We start from the raw sequence: 21,089 nt of genomic DNA, 5'->3' as shown, positions 1-21,089 counted from the left end.
CGTGGGGGTGGTTACTCGTCGTCGTCCGCGGCCCGGCGTCGGAGTTCGGCGGCGCTGATCGGCTGCGTGTACGGCGCCTCCGAGGTCTCGTTCGCGTCGGCCGGCTCGGCGGGGGCCTGGTTCAGACGCGTCGGGACGGACGTGGTGTTCGTCGCGCCGGGGGTGTCGACCCGGGGTGCCGATGCGGGCGGGACGTCGTTCGCGGGCGCCCGGTTGACGTGGGCGTCGGCCGCGGTGGGCGTCGCGACGGGGCGGTCGGACGAGGACGGACGGTCGTTCCGCGGTGCGCGGTCGGTGTCGCCGAAGGCGCGGGTGGCACCGGCGTCGCCGGGTGCCCGCGTGGCGCTCGCGTCGCCGAAGGCCAGCGTGGCGCTGTCGTCGTCCACGACCTCGGTGTCGTCCGTGCCGCGGCCCTGGACGGAGCGGGCGGGCGAGGTCGGGGTGCCGAGCGCCGGACGGACCGGGGGTGCAGCCTCGTCGTCGCCGTAGACGCGGGTGGTGTTGTCACCGAAGGAGCGCGTGGCGTTCTGGTCGGCGCTGCCGCGGTTCGGGTTCGTGGCGGCACCACGGTTCACGGAGAACGACGGGGTCGACCCGCCGGCGGCCCCGGCAGACGCAGCGGGCGCGGCAGCACCGGCTGCGGCAGCGGCAGCGGTCGGCGCCGGAGGAGTCGAGGGTGCGGACGCGGGGCGCTGCGCCGGACGCAGCGAGGTCGTCGTCGGGGTGGGACGCTCGGCGGGAGCAGCCAGCGCCGGGGCCTGTGCCTGTGCCTGCGTGCGCGGGGGGTCGGCCTGGTCGGCGTTCCAGTCCTGCTGGCGCTTGATGAGATCGGCGTCGGGGTCCGGGGACTCGAACTTCCAGCGCTCGAGGTCGGCCTTGAAGAGCTTGCGCGCACGGCTCGGTCGCGCCTGCCAGTCGAGCAGGCGGTCACGGAACTCGGCGAGGGACTGGTCGGCCTGGAAGCTGAACGTCGACGAGTTCTTCTTGATGTCGGCGATCTCGTGCTGGGCCCAGTTGGCGGCCAGCGGCGCACCCTGCACGGGGAGCAGGCGCAGCCGGATGTCGGCGTCCTCGGCGAGGTGGTCCGCGTACGCACGCTCGTCGTGTCCGAGCGATCCCCACGCCGCTGCCTTGCGCGCAGCCGTCAGGATCGCGGCGACGGCCGCGTTCTTCGATTCCCGCTCCTGGAGCGCCACGACCCGCTTGGTCGCGCTGCGCCCGATGAGCGCCGCGATGACGCCCGCCACGACGATGGCGACGAAGGGGATCACAGCGCCCGAGAGCACCCGCCAACCCGTGTCGGACGAAGTCCAGTCGGTCAGGTCGTTCCACCAGTCCATGCGCGCACCATACCCACGGAACGGTCAGGCGTCGGGGAGGCCGGACGGCGTTCCGTGCATCCCGGTGCAGATGATTCCAATGTGGAACATCATGACCAGCGCAGGGTGTCCACGGCGTCGTCGGCGGACCACACGCTCGGCAGCTCGACGAACCGGCGCTCGGTCGCGACGTACCGGCGGGCACGGTAGGCGGTGTCGCCGGCGACGTCGATGCGGTCGACGTACCCGACGATCTCTCCGTTGGCCCGGGTGACCCGGCTCAGGTCGTCGCGGACGTCGAGGATGCGGTAGTCGCCCCGGGCTCGGGCCAGCGGGACGGTGCGGATCCGCAGTGCGGGTTCGGTGATGGTCTGCATCGCTGGCCTCCTGGTCGGTGTGGTGCCGACGCTACGGGGGACCACCGACACGCCGAGGGGCAACGTCCGATCTGGGGAACAGGGTCCCCGCGCACACTGTTGTGGAGGAACGACGGGGCTGCACGGGCAGCCCGGAGAGAGGTTGTGGCCATGACCACGTTCGTGCTCGCAGGTGGATGTTTCTGGTGTCTCGACGCCGTGTACCGCACGCTCCAGGGTGTGCAGGACGTGGTGTCGGGCTACGTCGGCGGACAGGTCGAGGACCCCTCGTACGAACTGGTGTGCACCGGGACGACGGGCCACGCCGAGGCGGTCGCGGTGACGTTCGACGAGTCGGTGATCCCGGCTGACGTGATCCTCGACGTCTTCTTCACGCTGCACGACCCCCGGCAGCTGAACCGCCAGGGGGCCGACGTCGGCACGCAGTACCGCTCTGCGATGTTCCCGGCCGACGACACGCAGCGCGAGCTGTTCGAGCGCGCCATCGAGCGGGCGTCGGACATCTGGGACGGCGGCATCGTCACCACCATCGAGCCGCTCTCGACGTTCTGGACGGCAGAGGAGTACCACCAGGACTTCTTCGCGAAGAACCCCGGGCAGGGCTACTGCCTCGCAGTCGCGCTGCCCAAGGTGAACAAGGTCCGGAAGGCCTACAGTCAGTACATCCTGGCGTCCTGACCCCGGGGCGGCAGGGCCACGAGGAGGTGGTTCGAACATGACGGACAACACGGGAACCTGGGTCGCGATCGGTCCGGCCGGAGCAGTGGGCAGCATCCACCGCGCGGTGGACGGGTTCCAGGTCGAGCTCTACGGACGACGACGAGCGGGCGGGCCGTACCCGTCCCTCGAGTCCGCGAAGGGCGCGGTCCACGCCGCGCTCGGACCGTTGGCCGCCCGGCCCGAGTTCCGAGCGCACTGACCGGGTCCGGACAGGAGGCTCGGGGGACTCTTCCTCCACAGGTCACCTGATCGGGTCCACACGCCACAGATCGAGCCCGGGGTCGCTGACGCGGCCCCGGGCTCCGTGACGATCGACGCATGAACGACATCATCACCGTCTGCGGAATCGTCGCCACCGAGCCCCGGCACCTCGTCACCGAGACCGGCATCGCCATCACGAGTCTCCGACTCGCCTCACCCTCGCGCCGCTGGGACCGGGCCACCGCCGCCTGGGTCAACGGCGCCACCAACTGGTACACCGTCACCGCGTTCCGGTCGCTCGCGTCGAACGTGTACAAGTCCCTGAAGAAGGGCGACCGGATCGTCGTCGCCGGACGGGTCCGCATCCGCACATGGGAACGCGACGGTCGCGGCGGGACCTCGGTCGAGATCGACGCCGACGGCATCGGCCACGACCTGGCGTGGGGGATCAGCAACTGGCTGCGGGTGCCGCGGCAGGTCGGCGACGGCGCCTCGGGGCAGGGTGGTCTGCGCGGGGTGGACCCCCGCACCGGCGAGGTCCGCGACCCGGCGGGGCACGGCGCCGGTCACGGCTCCGACCACGGGGCGGAGCCGGACGGTCCGCACGACCACGCACCGGCGACCGAGCACGGTCCGGACGGTGACGGCGACGTCGACGGGGTCCACGGGGCACCGCCGCCCGGCGACGGCGAGGAGCCCGCGGGGCCGTCCGAGCACGTCCTCGAACAGGACGCCGCCCCCTGGGACCCCGCGCCGCCCCTCGACGACCACGCCCACGACGCCGAAGCGGCCTGACCCGCACGCCGACCGGAGTCGGGGTGCGGGTCAGGCCGCCGGGGACGCGTGCGGTTCACCGCGTCGCGTCGGTCACCACTTCTGGGCGATCATCCCGATGCCGGAGACCTGGGCGGTGTCCCAGTTGCCGCCGCGGGGCAGCCCGGTCACGCGGCCGTCGATCTTGAAGCTGGCGCCCTGCACCCGCGGGCTGTTCGTCTGCTTCGCCTTCAGCCCGTGGAACGAGAAGCTCGTGTCCCACTTGCCGTTCAGGCCGGTGTTCGACCTGCGGTCACCGACCGTGATGCGGGTGTTCTGCACCGTCGAGTGCACGACGTCACCGTTCAGGCGGGCGTTGGCCTCGGCGTTGAAGAACAGGCGACCGTCGAGGTTGAGCTTGAGGGTGCCGATCGTCTTGTGGTTCACGATCATCGTCGCGACGTCGTTCTTGTACCAGCGCATGCCGATGGGCGTGAGCTTGTTGGTGGCCGGGCCCAGGTAGCCGTAGGTGAACTTGCCGTTCTGCACGCGCTCCCAGATGTAGCGCGGCTTGCCCTTGCTCTGCGGGGAGCCCTTGTCCGACTGGATCCCGAACGCGTAGGCGTTGTTGTGGGCGTCGTGCACGTTGATGTACGACGAGTAGCCGGTGCCCGTGCCGTTGGCGCTGATGCTCGCCGTGTACAGCAGGTAGGGGCTGCCCTTCGGCACGGCACCGGCGGCCGATGCCGGCGACACCGGGGCGATGAGCGCGACGGTGAGTGCGATCGCTCCGACGAAGGGGAGTGCGAGGCGGCGGAGCCGCGACGGGGTCGTGGTCGTGTGCGTGGTCATGGTCCTCGTCCTGTCCGTGGTCCTGATCCTGGTCCTCGTCGTGGTGGGTGACGGGCCCGAGGTAGCGGGGTGAGGCCAAGCTACGTCGTCCGTGTCGCGAACAACAGGCTTGTTCGTACAGGTGCGGGAAGCGGCGATCCGGCGTCGGGCGAGCGGTGCTCCGACGGTGTCACTACACTTGGGGCCGATATGGCTGAGTACATCTACCAGATGGTCCGCGCCCGCAAGGCGGTCGGCGACAAGCTGATCCTCGACGACGTCACGATGTCGTTCCTCCCCGGTGCCAAGATCGGCGTCGTCGGACCGAACGGTGCGGGCAAGTCGACGATCCTGAAGATCATGGCGGGTCTCGACCAGCCGTCCAACGGCGAGGCGAAGCTCACGCCGGGCTTCAGCGTCGGCATCCTCATGCAGGAGCCGGAGCTCGACGAGAGCAAGACCGTGCTCGAGAACGTGCAGGAGGGCGTGGGCGAGATCCACGGCAAGCTCGCACGCTTCAACGAGATCTCGGCGCTCATGGCCGAGCCGGACGCCGACTTCGACGCGCTCCTGGCCGAGATGGGCACCCTGCAGGAGGACATCGACGCCGCCGACGCGTGGGACCTCGACTCCCAGCTCGAGCAGGCCATGGCCGCGCTGCAGTGCCCCCCGGGGGACGAACTCGTCACCCACCTGTCCGGTGGTGAGAAGCGCCGCGTCGCGCTCTGCAAGCTGCTGCTCCAGAAGCCCGACCTGCTCCTCCTCGACGAGCCCACCAACCACCTCGACGCCGAGAGCGTGCTCTGGCTCGAGCAGCACCTGCAGCAGTACCACGGTGCCGTCCTTGCCGTCACCCACGACCGGTACTTCCTGGACCACGTCGCCCAGTGGATCGCCGAGGTCGACCGTGGCCGCCTGTACCCGTACGAGGGCAACTACTCGACCTACCTCGAGAAGAAGCGTGCTCGTCTCGAGGTCCAGGGCAAGAAGGACGCCAAGCTCGCGAAGCGCCTGTCGTCCGAGCTCGACTGGGTCCGGAGCAACACCAAGGGCCGTCAGGCGAAGTCGAAGGCCCGTCTCGCCCGGTACGAGGAGATGGTCACCGAGGCCGAGCGCACCCGCAAGCTCGACTTCGAGGAGATCGTGATCCCGGTCGGCCCGCGTCTGGGTTCGCAGGTCATCGACGCTGAGCACCTGCGCAAGCAGTTCGGTGAGCGCGTCATCATCGGCGACCTGTCGTTCACGCTGCCCCGCAACGGCATCGTCGGCGTCATCGGCCCGAACGGTGTCGGCAAGACCACGCTCTTCAAGACGATCGTCGGCCTCGAGCCCCTCGACGGCGGCACGCTGAAGATCGGCGACACGGTCGACATCTCGTACGTCGACCAGAGCCGTGGTGGCATCGACCCGAACAAGAACCTGTGGGAGGTCGTTTCCGACGGACTCGACTACATCCAGGTCGGCAAGACCGAGATCCCGTCCCGCGCGTACGTGTCGCAGTTCGGCTTCAAGGGTCCGGACCAGCAGAAGCGCGCCGGCATCCTGTCCGGTGGTGAGCGCAACCGTCTGAACCTGGCGCTGACGCTCAAGCAGGGCGGCAATCTGCTGCTCCTCGACGAGCCGACCAACGACCTGGACGTCGAGACGCTCGGCAGCCTCGAGAACGCCCTGCTCGAGTACCCCGGTTGCGCCGTGGTCATCACCCACGACCGGTGGTTCCTCGACCGCATCGCCACGCACATCCTGGCGTGGGAGGGCCTCAACGAGGACGGCACGCCGAACTGGTACTGGTTCGAGGGCAACTTCGAGGCGTACGAGGAGAACAAGATCGAGCGCCTCGGTGCCGATGCCGCGAAGCCCGGTCGCGCGACGTACCGCAAGCTCACCCGCGACTGACCCTCGTGGCGAGACTGCACGCTCCCATCCGCCTGCGGTGGAGCGACATCGACGCCTACGGTCACGTCAACAACTCCGCGATGCTGCGCCTGCTCGAAGAGGCGCGCATCGTGGGGTTCTGGGGTGCCGACCCCGGTGAGGACCCCGACGGCGACCTGCCCGAGCCGATCATCGACGGTCGGCCGGGTTCCGGCACCATGACGGTGATCGCCGGCCAGCGCCTCGAGTACCTGGCGTCGATCCCGTACCTCCGTCAACCGCTCGACATCCAGATGTGGATCGGGCGGCTCGGGGGCGCGAGCATCGACGTCTCGTACGAGGTCTGGTCGCCGGTGGGGCAGCACCCCGCCGTCCTGTACACCCGGGCGACGACGGCACTCGTGATGGTCGATGCGGCGACGAACCGTCCGCGTCGACTGACCGACCCCGAGCGTGCCGCGTGCGAGCGCTACCTCGAGGAACCGGTGCAGTTCAGCCGGCCGTAGGCACCCGCATCATGCCCTCCTGGGCGACGGTGGCCAGCAGCTGACCGTCGCGGGAGAACATCCGACCGAACGCGAGTCCCCGGCCGCCCTGTGCGCTCGGGGACTCCTGCGTGTACAGGATCCAGTCGTCGGCGCGACCGTCGCGGTGCCACCACATGGCGTGGTCGAGGCTCGCGCTCTTGACCCCCGGGGTGCCCCAGGCGACGCCGTGCCGCCGCATGATCGGCTCGAGGATCGACAGGTCGCTCGCGTACCCGAGCACCGCACGGTGGAGCGCCGGGTCGTCCGGCAGGTCGCCCTGCACCTGGAACCAGACCGCCTGGTGCGGCACGTGCTCGCCCTGCACGTCGACGAACACCGGCCCCTCGACGTGGCGCAGATCGATGGACCGTGCGGCCCAGGCACGTGCGACCGGGTGGTCGATCGCGGACAGGATCGACGCGGCCGACGGCAGGGACTCCGGGTCCGGGGTGTCCACCGGGTACGGGTCCTGGTGCTCGATGCCGGTGTCCGGCACCTGGAACGACGCGATCATCGAGAAGATCGGGACACCGCGCTGGTACGCCTGCACGCGTCGGGCCGCGAACGAACGACCGTCGTGGATGCGCTCGACCCCGAAGGTGATCGGCACGTCGATGTCGCCGGGCCGCAGGAAGTATCCGTGCATCGAGTGGACGTCGCGTCCCTCGATCGTGCGCTGCGCGGCGACGATGCACTGCGCCAGCACCTGCCCGCCGAACACCCGTCCGCCGGGGGACCAGTGGCTGGCACCGGTCAGGATCGTCTCGCCCGTGCTCGCGCCGGTGTCCTCGAGTCGCAGGGTCCGCAGGAAGTCGGGTTCGCCGTTCACGCTGTGCAGTCTACGAACGGCTGCCCGCCGCCGTCGCAGGTCGTCGCGCCCAGGCCGCTCGGCGCCGATGGCCGGTAGGATCGGGGACGACATGGGCAACTCGTTCACGCTTCCCGACGCCGCCTCACTCGGTGACCTCCGCACGTACCTCGGACGTGCCGCTCGGATCGAGGACGGCTCGGTCCGGCTCATCGCCGACTCCGGCGTCCTGGCCGTCTACACGGCGATCCTCTACCCGCTCGGGTTGCTCGACGAACTGCCGACGGTGCTCGGGCTCCGCACGTTCTCGCTCACCGAGCCGGCGTCGATCGACACCGTGGTCCCGCTGCAGTCGCTCCTCGAGCGTCTCCGCCTGCTGGCCGAGGCGCAGGACGCCGAACACGCCGAGGGCGCCGACCCGACGCGGGCCACCCCGATCGAGGTCGAGCTACCGCACGAGGTGCACACCGTGACGTGGGCGGCCATCTCCCCGCCCCGCGGTGGCTGGGTCCCGCTGCCGGACGTCTCACCGGAACTCCTCCGCCGCGCCACCCGCGACGGCATCGCCGAGGTCGCCGACGCCGTGCCGTCCAACGCCGGCGAGGCCATCGTCCGACGGATCCGTGCCGAGGTCTGGGGCCGACCGGTCCCCGGCGTCGAGCACCTGCCCGCCGGTGCGGGCTTCGCGGGCGAGAGCCTCGGGTTCCTCGGGCACGACCCGGTCCGGCTGTTCGAGACGGGTCCGTGGAGCCGACTCACGACCTCGCGCGGCCACGTGCTCGTCAAGCGCCGCGCCTGGACCCTGAGCTCCTAGCAAAGACGACGGCGACGACGACGGGGCGCCGACCACCGCCGACCGCGACGCCGCCCGGCCGCCGTGGTTGGCTGGCCGCATGCACGTCTTCCTCACCGGTGCGTCCGGCTACATCGGCTCCTCCGTCCTCCGCTCCCTCGTGGCCCACGGCGACGAGGTCACCGCGCTCGTCCGCTCCGACGAGAAGGCCCAGCACGTCCGTGACGCCGGTGGCCGGGCCCTGGTCGGCGACGTCACCGACACCGACGTCGTCGAACGCCTGCTGCACGAGAGCGACGGCGCCATCCACACGGCATCGGCGCCCGGCGTCGACCCGGACTTCATCCGCACCGCGATCGGTGCCCTGGCCGGCACACCGAAGCCGTTCGTGCACACCGGCGGCATCTTCACCTTCGGTGACTCGACGGACATCTCCGAGCAGTCGCCGATCGACCCGCCGTCCTTGACCGCCTGGCGCGGACCGAACGAGGCCCTGCTGCGGGCGAGCGACGTGCGGAGCACCGTCGTCGCCCCCGGGATCGTGTACGGGCGCGGCGCGGGCATCCCGGCGATGTTCGTCAGCGACGGTGAGCAGCCGGTGCAGCTGGTGGGCGACGGCTCGCAGCGCTGGACGACGGTGCACGTCGACGACCTCGGCGAGCTCTACGTCCTCGCGCTGCACCGCGGCGAGCCCGACGGGTACATCGTCGCCGCGACCGGCGACAACCCGACCGTCCGGCAGATCGCCGAGGCCGGGGCCCACGGTGCACCGGTCGTCGCCGAGCGCCTGGACGCGAGCCGCGAACGGCTCGGGCGCGACTTCGCCGACGCCCTGCTGCTGCACCAGGAGGCGTCCGGCGCACACGCCCGGTCGGCCTTCGGCTGGCGGCCGTCGCGGCCGTCCCTGGTCGAGGACCTCGCCTCCGGCTCATACGTGCGCTGACCGCGCTGCCCGAACACGCCGGCGTTCCGCGGGCACGAGAACGTGCGGACAGTCGGACGGGAGGCCCGTGGCGGCGCCGCCACGGGCCTCCCGTCAGCCGCTCGCGACGATCACTGCACGCCGGCGTCAGCGGAAGACGCCGCGGGAGCGTCGAGACGCCGCCGGATTCGGCGGCGTCTCGACGACACGACGGCGTGTGCCGCGCGCGTCAGTCGAAGGTGTTCGTCATCGCGTGGGCAGCGCGGTCCAGGTAACCCCAGAGCTCGGCTTCGTCGAGGGGCGCGAGCTCGAGTGACTCGACCGCCTCGTGCATGTGGTGGAGCCAGCGTTCCCGGGCCTCGGACGTGATGCGGAACGGGTTGTGCCGCATCCGCAGGCGGGGGTGGCCGCGCTGCTCGCTGTAGGTGCCCGGGCCGCCCCAGTACTGCTGCAGGAAGGCGGACAGGCGCCAGATCGCACCCTCGAGGTCGTCGGCCGGGTACATCGGCCAGATGACCTCGTCCTGCTGCACGCCCTCGTAGAAGCGCCGGACGAGCTGGTCGAAGGTGGGGGCGCCGCCGATCCGCTCGTACAGCGACCCGGTGGCCGAGGCACCGTGCTCCCCGACGCGCAGGGTGATCGGCTGCGCCGGGACGCCGACCGAGCCTGGCATCGCGGGGGAGCCGGGCATGCCGAGCGAGCCGCGTGCTCCGGGGCCGCCCGTGCCGCTCGGGGGTGTGGGGTCGGTCATCGGGGGTCCTTCCCGCTGTCGGGGTCGTCGGTGCGGATCGGCTGCCCGAGGATGTTGCGCTTGGTTCGCCGGGGCTTCGTGGGGGCCGGCGTCGGCTGGGTGCGGACGGTGCGCAGTCCGTTGATCGAGGTGGCGTTCTCCCAGCCCTCGGGCATGATCATCGCCATCGCCGGCAGGGTGATGCCGAGTTCGTCGACGGCGTGCTTCAGGCGGGTGCGGAGCTCCCGGCCGACGACGTCGAGCTCGGACGCGCGGGTCTTCACGACGAGGCGGAAGACCATGCCGGCGTCGGTGATCGACTGCAGGCCCCAGATCTCCGGCTTCTCGACGATCCGCTGCCGCCAGCGGGACTCCTGCGACATCGTGACTGCCGCCTTGAGCAGGGCGTCCTGCACGGCGTCGATGTCGGTGTCGTAGGGCACGGTGATGTCGACGAGCACGCGCGACCAGCCCTGCGACAGGTTGCCGACGCGCAGGATCTGGCCGTTCGGCACGAACCACAGGATGCCGTTCACGTCGCGGATCTGCATGACGCGCAGCCCGACGTTCTCGACGACGCCGGTGGCCTGACCGGTGTCGACGACGTCACCGACGCCGGCCTGGTCCTCGAGGATCATGAAGATGCCGGACAGCAGGTCCTTCACGATGGACTGGGCGCCGACGGCGAGGCCGGCTGCGACGAGCGATGCACCGCCGACGATGCCGACCGCGGCGCCCTTCCACAGCGCCGTCGCGATGATCACGAGCGCGATCACGACGACGACCACGGTGGCGAGGTTCTCGAGCACGCTGCCGAGCGTCCGGGTCCGTTGCACGACCCGCGCGGTCTGCACGGGTGAGGCGATGAGGGCCTGGGTGTCGGCCGCTCCCTGACGCTTCTTGACGCCGTTCACGATGCGGTCGACGACCTGCTTGATCATGCGACGGAGGATCAGCCGGAGGATGATCGCCGCGAGGATCGTGATGACGATCGTGATCGGTGCTTGCCAGGCATCGACGAACTGGAGGAACGCGTTGGACGCCCACTTCGGGACGTCGGTGGTGTCTGCTGCAGCCAAGTTCATATCCGGTCGATGCTAAGCGGCGGGGCCTCGGCATCCCTGGAGGAACACCAAGACCCCGCCGGATCAGAGCAGGGGTCAGGCGTCGGCGGCCTGGACCCGGAGTGCGCGCTCGGTGCCCGCGAGGCTCTCGGACACGATGCGGCGCAGCGCCGGCGTCTCCGGGTGCTCCTCGAGCCACGCGGCGGCGGCGTCACGGAGCTCGGCCGACGCGAGCGGCGCCGGGTAGAGGCCCGAGACGATGGTGTCGGCCATGTGGTAGCTGCGCTCGGCCCAGATGCGCGTGAGCACCTCGAAGTACTTCGGCACGAGCCCCTCGAGCAGCACCGGGCTGTTCACGTGCTGGAACCCGACCGTGGTCTGGCGCACGATGGCGTTCGGCAGCTCGGACGAGTCGACCAGTGACGAGAACGCCGCCAGCTTGCCCTCGGCCGTGGGGATCGTCGCCCGGGCGCGGGCCGCGGCCTGCTCGCCCGACGCGGTCTTGTCCGCGGCGAGCTCGGCGTCGATCTCTGCGTTGTCCGCAGCACCCGCGAGCACGAGGCCCTCGAGCAGCTCCCAGCGCAGGTCGGTGTCGATCTCGAGGCCCTGCAGCGTGACCGATCCGTCGCGGAGGCCCTGCAGGGTCGCGACGTGCTCGGGCGTGGACGGGACCTGCGCGAAGAACTTCACGAACTGGAACTGCGCGTCCGAGCCGGCCTCGGCCGAGGACGCGAGCTGCCAGAGGGTGTCGCCGACGGTGCGGACCGTGGCCTCGACCGAGCCCGGTGCCACGTAGTTGCGTGCGGTGAGCAGCAGCTGCGAGAGCGTCGTGCGGATGGTCGTCGACTCGGTCTCGGTCGCGATGTTGCCCAGCACCAGACGGACGTAGTCGCTGGCCGGGGACTCGGCGTCGCGCGTGGCGTCCCACACGGAACCCCAGACGATCGAGCGGGCGAGCGGGTTCGCGATCGACGCGAGGTGCTCGATCGCGGTGCGCCGGGAGTGCTCGTCGAGACGGATCTTGGCGTAGGCCAGGTCGTCGTCGTTCAGCAGCACGAGGTCGCCGCGCTGGACGCCGACGAGCTCGGGCACCTCGGTGCGGGCACCGTCGACGTCGATCTCGACGCGGTGGACCCGCTCGAGCTTGCCGCCGGCGGAGGCCGTGTCGGCACCGAACGGCGCGGACTCGTCGTTCCGGAAGGCGTACACGCCGATCGCCAGACGGTGCGGGCGCAGCGTCGGGTAGTCGGCGGGGGCTTCCTGCAGGACGGTGAACGACGTGATGACGCCGGATTCGTCGGTCTCGATCTCGGGACGCAGGGTGTTGACGCCCGCGGTCTCGAGCCAGAGCTTCGACCACTCGGTCAGCTCACGGCCGCTCGTCGCCTCGAGCTCGACGAGCAGGTCGCGGAGCTCGGTGTTCGAGTGGTGGTGCTTCTTGAAGTACGCGGAGACACCGGCGAAGAACGCGTCGATGCCGACCCAGGCGACGAGCTGCTTGAGGACCGAGCCACCCTTCGCGTAGGTGATGCCGTCGAAGTTGACCTGGACGTCCTCGAGGTCGTTGATCGTCGCGACGATCGGGTGCGTCGAGGGGAGCTGGTCCTGGCGGTAGGCCCAGGACTTCTCCATCGCCTGGAACGTGGTCCAGGCCTCGGTCCACTCGGTGGCCTCGGCCGTGGCGATCGTGGAGGCCCACTCGGCGAAGGACTCGTTGAGCCACAGGTCGTTCCACCACTTCATGGTGACCAGGTCGCCGAACCACATGTGGGCGAGCTCGTGCAGGATCGTGACGACCCGGCGCTCCTTGATGGCGTCGGTGACCTTCGACCGGAACACGTAGGTCTCGGTGAAGGTGACCGCGCCGGCGTTCTCCATCGCACCGGCGTTGAACTCCGGCACGAACAGCTGGTCGTACTTGTCGAAGGGGTAGGCGACGTCGAACTTCTCCTCGAAGTACGCGAAGCCCTTCTTCGTGATGTCGAACACGTACTCGGGGTCGAGGTACGAGGCGAGCGACTTGCGCGCGAACACGCCGAGCGGGATCGTCCGGCCGTCGCGGCTGGTCAGCTCGTCGCGCACGACCTCGTACGGGCCGGCGACGAGCGCGGTGATGTAGCTCGAGATGCGCGCGGTGGGCGGGAAGGCCCAGGTCGCGACGTCGCCGTCGACGTGCGGCTCCGGCGTGGGGGAGTTCGAGACGACCTGCCACCGCGACGGCGCCGTCACGGTGAAGGAGAACTCGGCCTTCAGGTCGGGCTGCTCGAACACCGCGAACATGCGGCGGGAGTCCGGGACCTCGAACTGGGAGTACAGGTACACCTCGTCGTCCACCGGGTCGACGAAGCGGTGCAGGCCTTCACCGGTGTTCGTGTACAGCGCGTCGCTGACGACCACGAGCTCGTTCTGCTCCTGCAGGTCGTCGAGCTGGATGCGCACGCCGTCGTTCACCGCGGCGACGTCGAGCGCCGAGCCGTTCAGCGTGATCGAGTGCACGGTCTTCGTGATGGCGTCGATGAAGGTCGATGCGCCGGCGGTGGCGGTGAAGCGCACCCGCGTGGTGCTGCCGAAGCTGTCGGCGCCGCGGGTCAGGTCGAGCTCGACGTCGTACGTCTGCACGGCGACGACGGCCGCGCGCTCCTGGGCTTCGATTCGGGTGAGGTTCTCTCCGGGCACGCAACGCTCCATCTTCGCTGGGGACGCGGACGATCGGTGTCCGCGTACGGGGCCCCGGACGGCGTCGTGCGCCGGCGGGACGATGGGTTCCAGCCTAGCGACGCCGCGTACGCTCGGATCGTGACCGAGACGACTGTGGACAACCCGACCGACCCCACCACCGAGCGCACCGCCGTGGAGTTCTGGTTCGACCCGAACTGCCCCTGGGCCTGGATGACGAGCCGCTGGGTGGGTGAGGTCGCCGAGCACCGCGACCTCGACGTGACCTGGAACGTGATGAGCCTGTTCGTCCTCAACGAGGACCAGGACGTGCCGGAGAGCTACAAGGAGCGCCTGCACGCCGGCCAGGTCTACCCGCGCATCGTCACGGCGGCGAGGCTCCGGCTCGGGCAGGACGTCGTCAAGCCGCTGTACGACGCCCTCGGCGAGCACATCCACCACCGCCAGGAGTCCGACCCGGAGCAGGTCGTCCCCGCCGTGCTCGCGGAGCTCGGCCTCGACGCCGACCTGCTCGAGTACGCCTGGACGGACGAGGTCGACGCCGCCGTGCGCGTCAGCCACCAGGACGGCATCGACCGCGTCGGACAGGACGTCGGCACACCGGTCATCGCCGTCGAGGGCACCGCGTTCTTCGGACCGGTCATCTCCCCGGCGCCCAAGGGCCAGGAGGCGCTCGACCTGTGGGACGGCGTCGTCGCCGTCGCGAAGTACCCCGGCTTCTTCGAGCTCAAGCGCTCGCGCACCGTCGGCCCGATCTTCGACACCACCGACTGACGCTTCGGAACCAGGTTCCGGACACAGCACCGCGGAATCGCGTGGTTCCGTGTCCGGAACCAGGTTCCGTTCGTCGACGGGCGGCCGGGAGGCCCGTGGTGCGCCCGCCCCGCCCGTCCCGTCAGACGAGCGGCAGGCGCATGAGCGTCAGGTCGAGCCAGCGGTCGAACTTGCGTCCGACCTCGGGCACGACCGCGACCGTGGTGAACCCCAGACGTTCGTGCAGGGCGATCGACCCCGTGTTGGTGCTGCAGATCCCGGCCATCATGACGTGCCGGCCCTCGGCGGTGGCCCGCGCGACCAGCTCGGCCATCAGGGTCGTCGCGATGCCCCGGCCGCGGAACGCCTCGACCACGTAGACGCTGTGCTCGACGGTGTGCCGGTACCCGTCCGGTTGCCGCCACTGCGAGTACGTGGCGTACCCGGCCACGACGCCGTCGACCTCGGCCACGACCACCGGGTACCCGCCGCCCTGCCGCTCGGCGAGCCACCCGTCGAAGTACGCACGCGGGTGCGGGGTGTCCTGCCAGATGGCGGTGGAGTGCAGGACGGCATCGACGTGCAGGGCGTGCACGACGTCGAGGTCGGTCGGGGTGCAGTCGCGGATCACGACCCCGTTCGTCGCATATGCTGTCGTCATGTCTCACATCGTAGACGACGCGCGCGCCGATCCCGCAACCGGCGCCGACGACACCTCGGTCGCCGAGCAGCGGGCGCTCGGTGAACGCCTCCAGCGCCTCCGCACCGAGCGGAAGTGGAGCCTCACCGAGCTCGCCGAGGAGTCCGGCGTCTCCCGCGCGATGATCAACCGGGTCGAACGCGGAGTTTCCAGCCCCACCGCGACGATCCTCGGTCGCCTGTCCGGTGCCTTCGGCCTGACGATCTCGCAGCTCCTCGACGATGCCCTGGAGCACGAGGTGCCCAGGGTGACGGACCCCGACGAGGCGCGCGGGGTGCAACGGGGCGCGACCGCCGATTCCTGGACCGATCCCGACACCGGGTACCGCCGCCGTCCGGTCTCGAGCGCGGCGTTCCCCGCTGACGTCACCGAGGTGCGCCTCCCGGCCGGCCGCGAGGTGGCCTACCCGGCGTCCGCCTACGCGTTCCTGCGGCACTGCATCTGGGTCGTCGAGGGCGTGCTCGAGGTCGTCGTCGGCGGCGAGCCGACGCGTCTGGCGGCGGGGGACCGGATCGAGCTCGGCGACCCCGCCGACGTCGTCTACCGCAACCCGGGCGAGGACCCCACCCGGTACCTCGTGGTGGTGGTCCGCGCACCGTAGTCCGTCGTGGTCCGGGCCCCGGAGCCGCAGGAATAGGATCGGTTCCATGCGCATCCACCTCGGAACGGACCACGCCGGCCTCGAGTTCAACAAGACCCTCGCAACCCACCTGACCGAAGCCGGGCACGAGGTGGTGGACCACGGTCCGACCGAGTACGACGCGCTCGACGACTACCCCTCGTTCTGCATCAACGCCGCGCACGCCGTGGTGCAGGACCAGCGCGCCGGTGTCCAGGCCCTCGGCGTCGTCTTCGGCGGTTCCGGCAACGGCGAGCAGATCGCCGCCAACAAGGTCGAGGGCATCCGCGCCGCGCTCGTCTGGAACGAGTCGACCGCCCTGCTCGCCCGGCAGCACAACGACGCCAACGTCATCTCCATCGGTGCGCGCCAGCACACCGAGGACGAGGCGATCCGGTTCGTCGACCTGTTCATCGCCGAGCCGTTCTCCGGCGAGGAGCGCCACGCCCGCCGCATCGCCCAGCTCGCCGAATACGAGACCACCGGGCTGATCGCCGGCCGCCAGATCGACGCGTAGTCCGGCTCGTCAGGGGTACCGGGTAGAACGGTAGTCATGCCCGAGGGTCACTCCGTCCACCGCATCGCCAACCAGTTCACCCGGCACTTCGTCGGCAAGCGCTGCGAGGTGTCGAGCCCCCAGGGTCGCTTCGCCGCCGGGGCCGCGCAGCTCGACGGCAAGCGCATGATCGCCGCGCGTGCGGTGGCGAAGCAGATGTTCCTGGAGTTCGAGGACGACCTGTTCCTCCGCGTCCACCTCGGGCTGTACGGGGCGTGGGACTTCGCGGGCGTGATCTCCACCGCCGAGGCGCTGTCCGACGACGACGACCGCGAAGAGTCGCTCAGCTCGATCGGCGCACCGCGGCTCGCTCGCTACCGGATGGCCGAGCAGGAGAAGGCGGAGGACCCGATCGAGTCCTTCCCGCCGGACCCGGTGGGCCAGGTCCGGGTGCGGATCCTCACCGAGGACACCGTCGCCGACCTGCGTGGCCCGACCGCGTGTGTCGTGGAGACCCCGGCCGAGGTGCAGCGTGCGCTCGACAAGCTCGGCCCCGACCCGATGAACGACGACGGGCCCGAGGCCGAGAAGACCTTCGTCGACAACGTCCGCCGTCGGAACGTCGCCATCGGGCAGCTGCTCATGGACCAGTCCGTCGTGGCGGGCATCGGCAACATCTACCGCGCCGAGCTGCTGTTCCGGCAGCGCATCGACCCGTACAAGCCGGGCAAGAAGATCACCGTCAAGCAGGCCAAGGCGCTCTGGGCCGACTGGTCGAAGCTGTTGCACGACGGCGTCCGCGACGGCCTGATGATGACGATGGACGACCTGTCCGAGGCCGACCACAAGAAGGCCCTGCGCTCCCGCAAGGACCGCCACTGGGTGTACCACCGGCAGGGCGAGCCGTGCCGGGTCTGCGGCACCGAGATCCGGATGGCGGACATGGCCGGCCGGAAGCTCTACTGGTGCCCGAAGGACCAGAAGTAGTCCACGGGGCACAGACGCAGCCGCCGGCCCTCCTGCTCACAGCTCCCGGTACGTGAACCGTCCGGCGACGGCCGTCCCCAGCACCCGCATGCCACGCAGTGCGGCGGACGAGGACGCGGCCAGCGGGTCGGTCTCGACGAGCACCAGGTCCGCCACGTCGCCGACGGACACGCCGACGCGCCCGTCGGTCGACCCCTGCCACGCGACGAGTGCCGAGAGCCGCTCGGCCGGGTGCCACGGGTCCCGCCCGTCGCGGTCCCGCCCGACGGCCGCCGCCATCGACACCCACGGGTCGAGCGGCGCCACCGGCGCGTCCGACCCGAGCAGCAGGCGCGCGCCGGCCCGTGCGAGCGATGCGAAGGCGAACGCCCGGTCGGTGTGCCCGGCCCAGTGCCGGTCGGCGATGTCCCGGTCGTCCATGGCGTGTTCGGGCTGCACGGACGCGGCGACCCCGAGCCGGGCGAACCGGTCGACGTCGGTGTCGACGAGCAACTGCGCGTGCTCGATCGTGCCGCGGGTCCCGACGGTCTCGAAGACGTCGAGGGCCAGCGTGTTCGCCCGGTCGCCGATCGCGTGGATCGCGGGGACGAGTCCGGCGTCGACGGCACGGCGGGTGATCGCGACGAGCTCCTCGAACGGCCAGGCGAGCACACCGGAGCCGTCGGTCATGGCGGCGGTCCGGGTGCCGAGGGACCCGTCCGTGACCACCTTGAACGGCCCCATCGTGAGCAGGCCCCGCGTGCCGTCGACCACGTCGCCGGTGCGCAGTCCCCGGGCGATGGCCTCGTCGAGCTCGGCCGGGTACACGCCGGACGCGACCCGGATCGCGTCGGTGCCGGCGTGGATCCGGCGGCGCCAGCGGTCGAGTCCGAAGCGCATCTCGAGGTCGACCACGCCCGTCACCCCACGTGCCGCCGCGGCTTCGGCAGCGTCCGCCACGTAGGCGTCGAGCAGGTCGTCCGGCACCTGCGACAGCGCACCGGTCACGTCGAACGCGTCCTGCTCGCGCAGGACCCCGTCCTCGCCCGCCTCGAGCGGTCGGCCGACAGCAGCCGAGAAGTGCGCGAGCGCGAGCGCGTTGCACCACACCGCGTGCAGGTCCGCGCTGATCACGACGACCGGGAGGCCCGGTGCGGCACGGTCGAGCAGCTCGCGTCGCGCAGGGCGCGGCCACATCCCGTCGCGGTAGCCGTGTCCGACCAGGACGCGGTCCGCCACGCCCGCCCGCGCGACGGCGGCGAGCAGGTCGGCGGTCGCCTCGGCGGAGTCGCAGCCGGTCACGTCGACACGGCGGCGGACGAGCGCCCACTGGTCGAAGTGCGTGTGGTGGTCGCGGAGCCCCGGGCCGAGCCAGGCGCCGGCGGCCTCGACCACGTCGGTGTCGACGCTCGTGGGGTCGAGGGTGCCGGTCGGTGCGATCTCGGTGACGCGACCGTCGACGATGCGGACGTCGGCAGGGGCCCCGGAGGTGCCCACACGCCGGACGGTGCGGAGCAGGATGTCCGTCACGACGCCTCCAGGCCGTTCGCCGGGGACGGGACGGGCCGGACCCGCTCGACCTCGTCGGCGAGCGCCGGCGACGCGTAGGGGCCGTCAGCCCGCAGCCCGGCGACGATGCGGTCGATCACCTCGGGGGCCTTGTTCTGCGAGAGCTTCGCGCGGGCGTCGAACCGGGTGACGCGGATCCGGATGCCCACGGTGCCCTTGGCGATCCGGCGGGCGGTCTCCTCGTCGATCTGCAACGACACGGGCGAGGGCATGACCTGCTCGAAGTGGTCGACGAGTTCGCCGAGCACCCGGAAGTTCTCGTCGTCGGACAGGATCTCGGGGGTGCCCCAGACGTGGGCGGTGACGTGGTTCCAGGTGGGCACGAACTGCTCCGGCGGGTACCAGGCGGGGGAGACGTAGCCGTGGGGACCCTGGAACACGACGAGCACCTCGTGCTGTCCGAGTTCGTGCGCGACCTCGTCGGGGCGGCCGACGTGGGACACCAGCACGAGGGCGTCCGGGTCGTCGTCGGGGCCGGGGGCCTCGAGCAGCACCGGGTAGTGCGAGGCGACCAGCCCGGCCGCGGTGTGGGACACGATCGTCGCCCACGGGTTCCCGGTGATGAGGCGTCGGACCTCGTCGACGTCGGTCATCAGGAAGTGCGGTGTGTGGCGCATGTTCCGAGCGTGGCACAACGGGCCCGGTCGCGCGACGGGTGTCGTTTCGTCAGTGTTTCTGCGCGGTAAAACTCTCAGAGCGCATTGAAAGAAGTCTTGTGGTCGGGATTCGAACCGTCCTAGCTTTCCCACCACGACGACCGGGCAGGGATCCGGCCGCACCCGATCGAGGAGAGATCATGCGACGCAGGACGATCGCCGCGCTGGCCGCGGCGGCAACCTTGGCACTGGTGGCGACCGGCTGTTCGGCGGGCGGCGCGGCCGACGACGACGCTCCCTCGAGCCTGGTCTACGCGACCGGCGAACCCGACCACCTGACCCCGGGCCGGCAGACCGTGGCCTTCGACCAGGTGATGAGCGTCTTCGCGCCGCTGACCCAGACCGACGCCGACGGTGACCTGCAGGACGTGGCGGCGAAGAGCGTCGAGAGCGACGACGCCACCACGTGGACGATCACGCTGCGGGACGGCTGGACGTTCCAGAACGGCGAGGCCGTGACGCCGGAGAGCTACGTGAAGGCCTGGAACCACGTCGCCTACGGCCCGAACGCGTGGGAGAACAGCGGTCAGCTCGCCGGGATCGTCGGGTACACGGACCTCAACCCGGCGAAGGGCACCCCGAAGACCAAGGAGATGTCGGGACTGAAGGTCACCGGCAAGGACACCTTCACGGTCACGCTCACCCACGCGGACAGCCAGTTCCCCCTGCAGCTCAGCCAGGCCCAGACGGCGTTCTACCCGATGCCCGAGGCCGCGTACGACGACCTGAAGGCGTACGACAAGAAGCCGATCGGCAACGGCCCGTACGAGATGACGGAGGCGTGGAAGGCGGACCAGGAGTTCACCGTCACGGCCTGGAAGGACTACGAGGGCACGAAGCCCGCCACCGACGAGGTGACCTTCCGCAGCTACTCCGACATGAACACCGCGTACACCGACGTCCTGGCCGGCAACGCCGACGTGCTGTTCCTGCCGACCGACAAGATGACGAGCGCGAAGGCCGACTTCGGCGACCGCCTGCACTCCTTCGACGCCCCCGGCATCGACTACCTCGGGTTCCCGCTGTGGGACGACCGGTACTCCGACCCCGACGTGCGCCGCGCGATCTCGATGTCGATCGACCGTGACGAGGTCAACGACGCGATCTACGGCGGGCTGTACGAACCGGCCACCGCACTCACCCCGCCGTCGATGTCCGGCACCGAGGAGGGCATCTGCGGCGACGCCTGCGAGTTCGACCCGGCAGCGGCGAAGAAGCTCCTCGCCAGTGCCGGCGGGTTCGACGGCACGATGACGCTCGTCTACCCGGGCGGCACCGGCCTCGACTCCCTGTACGAGGCGTACGCCAACCAGATCCGGCAGAACCTGGGCGTCGACGCCGAGGCGAAGGCCACCACCGACTGGGCGTCCTACTACTCGGAGCTCACGGACAAGACCGTCGCCGGCCCGCACTTCGGCCACTGGGGCGCGCTGTACATCAGCCAGCAGAACACGCTCCGTGCGCTGTTCACCACGGCCGGTGGCTGCTCTCCGTGCACCGGCTACTACCAGTCCGACGACGTCGACTCGCTGCTCGCGAAGGCCGACTCCGCCGGGTCCCAGGACGAGGCGAACGGGTACTACACGAAGACGCAGGAGGCCGTCCTGCAGGACTTCCCGATCGTCCCGACCTTCTTCGACAAGTACTCGTACGTCACGAGCGACAAGATCGCGAAGCTGCCGGCGGTGGCGGGCAGCCCCGTGATCGCGCAGATCGCCGTGAAGTAGGGCGGGG

The 21,089-nt window shown here is 70.6% G+C and carries 22 protein-coding genes; 12 read left to right on the top strand and 10 right to left on the bottom strand.

Features of this window, described 5'->3' with window-relative positions; all coding sequences use genetic code 11:
* Window positions 1-11: 11 nt before the first annotated feature.
* Together DEJ09_RS03200 and DEJ09_RS03195 are read right to left on the bottom strand one after the other, a co-directional pair.
* A complete protein-coding gene (locus DEJ09_RS03200) occupies window positions 12-1,340 on the bottom strand; it encodes a hypothetical protein (protein ID WP_111087613.1) in 1,329 nt (442 codons plus the stop codon).
* A gap of 89 nt (window positions 1,341-1,429) precedes the next feature.
* The gene (locus DEJ09_RS03195) at window positions 1,430-1,696 is read right to left on the bottom strand and encodes a hypothetical protein (RefSeq protein WP_017886047.1); all 267 of its coding nucleotides are present in this window, start codon (window positions 1,694-1,696) and stop codon (window positions 1,430-1,432) included.
* A 150-nt stretch (window positions 1,697-1,846) separates the two neighbouring features.
* Between DEJ09_RS03195 and msrA the strand changes: the two genes are divergently transcribed.
* From msrA to DEJ09_RS03180, 3 genes are all read left to right on the top strand, one after another.
* Window positions 1,847-2,374: a peptide-methionine (S)-S-oxide reductase MsrA gene (msrA, locus tag DEJ09_RS03190; RefSeq protein ID WP_111087635.1), complete on the top strand. Its 528-nt coding sequence runs from the start codon at window positions 1,847-1,849 to the stop codon at window positions 2,372-2,374.
* A gap of 37 nt (window positions 2,375-2,411) precedes the next feature.
* Window positions 2,412-2,615 (top strand): methyltransferase, encoded by a 204-nt coding sequence (locus DEJ09_RS03185; RefSeq protein WP_111039301.1) that lies wholly within the window; start codon window positions 2,412-2,414, stop codon window positions 2,613-2,615.
* Window positions 2,616-2,734: 119 nt separating this feature from the next.
* Entirely contained in the window at window positions 2,735-3,412 is a 678-nt protein-coding gene (locus tag DEJ09_RS03180; RefSeq protein WP_111054841.1) for a single-stranded DNA-binding protein, read from the top strand.
* Between the two features lie 72 nt (window positions 3,413-3,484).
* Here the strand turns inward: DEJ09_RS03180 and DEJ09_RS03175 are convergent, their stop codons facing one another.
* Complete coding sequence (locus DEJ09_RS03175; RefSeq protein WP_111087612.1) at window positions 3,485-4,222, bottom strand: hypothetical protein; 738 nt, start codon at window positions 4,220-4,222, stop codon at window positions 3,485-3,487.
* 189 nt (window positions 4,223-4,411) lie between these two features.
* Between DEJ09_RS03175 and ettA the strand changes: the two genes are divergently transcribed.
* On the top strand, window positions 4,412-6,097 hold the full coding sequence (ettA, locus tag DEJ09_RS03170; protein ID WP_111030561.1) for an energy-dependent translational throttle protein EttA: 1,686 nt from the start codon (window positions 4,412-4,414) through the stop codon (window positions 6,095-6,097).
* Window positions 6,098-6,102: 5 nt separating this feature from the next.
* Entirely contained in the window at window positions 6,103-6,582 is a 480-nt protein-coding gene (locus tag DEJ09_RS03165) for a thioesterase family protein (RefSeq protein ID WP_111087611.1), read from the top strand.
* Here the strand turns inward: DEJ09_RS03165 and DEJ09_RS03160 are convergent.
* A complete protein-coding gene (locus DEJ09_RS03160) occupies window positions 6,569-7,432 on the bottom strand; it encodes an acyl-CoA thioesterase II (protein WP_111087610.1) in 864 nt (287 codons plus the stop codon). The genes DEJ09_RS03165 and DEJ09_RS03160 overlap by 14 nt on opposite strands.
* A 91-nt stretch (window positions 7,433-7,523) precedes the next feature.
* Between DEJ09_RS03160 and DEJ09_RS03155 the strand changes: the two genes are divergently transcribed.
* A complete protein-coding gene (locus DEJ09_RS03155; RefSeq protein ID WP_071405518.1) occupies window positions 7,524-8,225 on the top strand; it encodes a hypothetical protein in 702 nt (233 codons plus the stop codon).
* Between the two features lie 79 nt (window positions 8,226-8,304).
* Window positions 8,305-9,147 (top strand): NAD-dependent epimerase/dehydratase family protein, encoded by an 843-nt coding sequence (locus DEJ09_RS03150; protein ID WP_111087609.1) that lies wholly within the window; start codon window positions 8,305-8,307, stop codon window positions 9,145-9,147.
* Between the two features lie 208 nt (window positions 9,148-9,355).
* Here the strand turns inward: DEJ09_RS03150 and DEJ09_RS03145 are convergent, their stop codons facing one another.
* The 3 genes from DEJ09_RS03145 to pepN all read right to left on the bottom strand — a co-directional run bounded on the left by DEJ09_RS03145 (window position 9,356) and on the right by pepN (window position 13,596).
* The gene (locus tag DEJ09_RS03145; protein ID WP_244993484.1) at window positions 9,356-9,817 is read right to left on the bottom strand and encodes a globin; all 462 of its coding nucleotides are present in this window, start codon (window positions 9,815-9,817) and stop codon (window positions 9,356-9,358) included.
* A 56-nt stretch (window positions 9,818-9,873) separates the two neighbouring features.
* Window positions 9,874-10,941 carry a mechanosensitive ion channel family protein gene (locus DEJ09_RS03140; protein WP_111087608.1) on the bottom strand — a complete coding sequence of 356 codons (1,068 nt, stop codon included), beginning with the start codon at window positions 10,939-10,941 and terminating at the stop codon, window positions 9,874-9,876.
* A gap of 75 nt (window positions 10,942-11,016) precedes the next feature.
* Window positions 11,017-13,596, bottom strand: coding sequence for an aminopeptidase N (gene pepN, locus DEJ09_RS03135; protein ID WP_111039296.1), 2,580 nt, complete (start codon window positions 13,594-13,596; stop codon window positions 11,017-11,019).
* Window positions 13,597-13,716: 120 nt separating this feature from the next.
* Between pepN and DEJ09_RS03130 the strand changes: the two genes are divergently transcribed.
* Window positions 13,717-14,370 carry a DsbA family protein gene (locus DEJ09_RS03130; protein ID WP_307810221.1) on the top strand — a complete coding sequence of 218 codons (654 nt, stop codon included), beginning with the start codon at window positions 13,717-13,719 and terminating at the stop codon, window positions 14,368-14,370.
* Window positions 14,371-14,491: 121 nt separating this feature from the next.
* Here the strand turns inward: DEJ09_RS03130 and DEJ09_RS03125 are convergent, their stop codons facing one another.
* Window positions 14,492-15,010 carry a GNAT family N-acetyltransferase gene (locus DEJ09_RS03125; RefSeq protein WP_111087606.1) on the bottom strand — a complete coding sequence of 173 codons (519 nt, stop codon included), beginning with the start codon at window positions 15,008-15,010 and terminating at the stop codon, window positions 14,492-14,494.
* On the opposite strand from DEJ09_RS03125, the gene DEJ09_RS03120 reads away from it, so the two are divergent.
* The 3 genes from DEJ09_RS03120 to DEJ09_RS03110 are packed head-to-tail and all read left to right on the top strand — an operon-like array spanning window position 15,009 to window position 17,151.
* Complete coding sequence (locus tag DEJ09_RS03120; RefSeq protein WP_111087605.1) at window positions 15,009-15,650, top strand: helix-turn-helix domain-containing protein; 642 nt, start codon at window positions 15,009-15,011, stop codon at window positions 15,648-15,650. The two genes, DEJ09_RS03125 and DEJ09_RS03120, sit on opposite strands and share 2 nt — an antisense overlap.
* Before the next feature lie 46 nt (window positions 15,651-15,696).
* Window positions 15,697-16,185: a ribose-5-phosphate isomerase gene (locus DEJ09_RS03115; protein ID WP_027464669.1), complete on the top strand. Its 489-nt coding sequence runs from the start codon at window positions 15,697-15,699 to the stop codon at window positions 16,183-16,185.
* A gap of 36 nt (window positions 16,186-16,221) precedes the next feature.
* The gene (locus DEJ09_RS03110) at window positions 16,222-17,151 is read left to right on the top strand and encodes an Fpg/Nei family DNA glycosylase (RefSeq protein ID WP_110864895.1); all 930 of its coding nucleotides are present in this window, start codon (window positions 16,222-16,224) and stop codon (window positions 17,149-17,151) included.
* Between the two features lie 36 nt (window positions 17,152-17,187).
* On the opposite strand, the gene DEJ09_RS03105 is transcribed toward DEJ09_RS03110, so the two are convergent.
* Complete coding sequence (locus DEJ09_RS03105; protein ID WP_111087604.1) at window positions 17,188-18,660, bottom strand: amidohydrolase; 1,473 nt, start codon at window positions 18,658-18,660, stop codon at window positions 17,188-17,190.
* A complete protein-coding gene (locus DEJ09_RS03100; RefSeq protein WP_111087603.1) occupies window positions 18,657-19,316 on the bottom strand; it encodes an FMN-binding negative transcriptional regulator in 660 nt (219 codons plus the stop codon). Before DEJ09_RS03100 ends, DEJ09_RS03105 begins: the two co-directional genes overlap by 4 nt.
* Window positions 19,317-19,495: 179 nt before the next feature.
* Here DEJ09_RS03100 and DEJ09_RS03095 point away from each other — a divergent pair, with 179 nt between their 5' ends.
* Window positions 19,496-21,082 (top strand): ABC transporter substrate-binding protein, encoded by a 1,587-nt coding sequence (locus tag DEJ09_RS03095; protein ID WP_258373772.1) that lies wholly within the window; start codon window positions 19,496-19,498, stop codon window positions 21,080-21,082.
* The last annotated feature ends 7 nt before the right edge of the window (window positions 21,083-21,089 follow it).

The organism is Curtobacterium sp. MCLR17_055, assembly GCF_003234305.1.
Lineage (GTDB): Bacteria > Actinomycetota > Actinomycetes > Actinomycetales > Microbacteriaceae > Curtobacterium > Curtobacterium flaccumfaciens.
The sequence above is the reverse complement of the archived record's forward strand: the minus strand, read 5'-3'. Positions and strand labels throughout refer to the sequence as shown.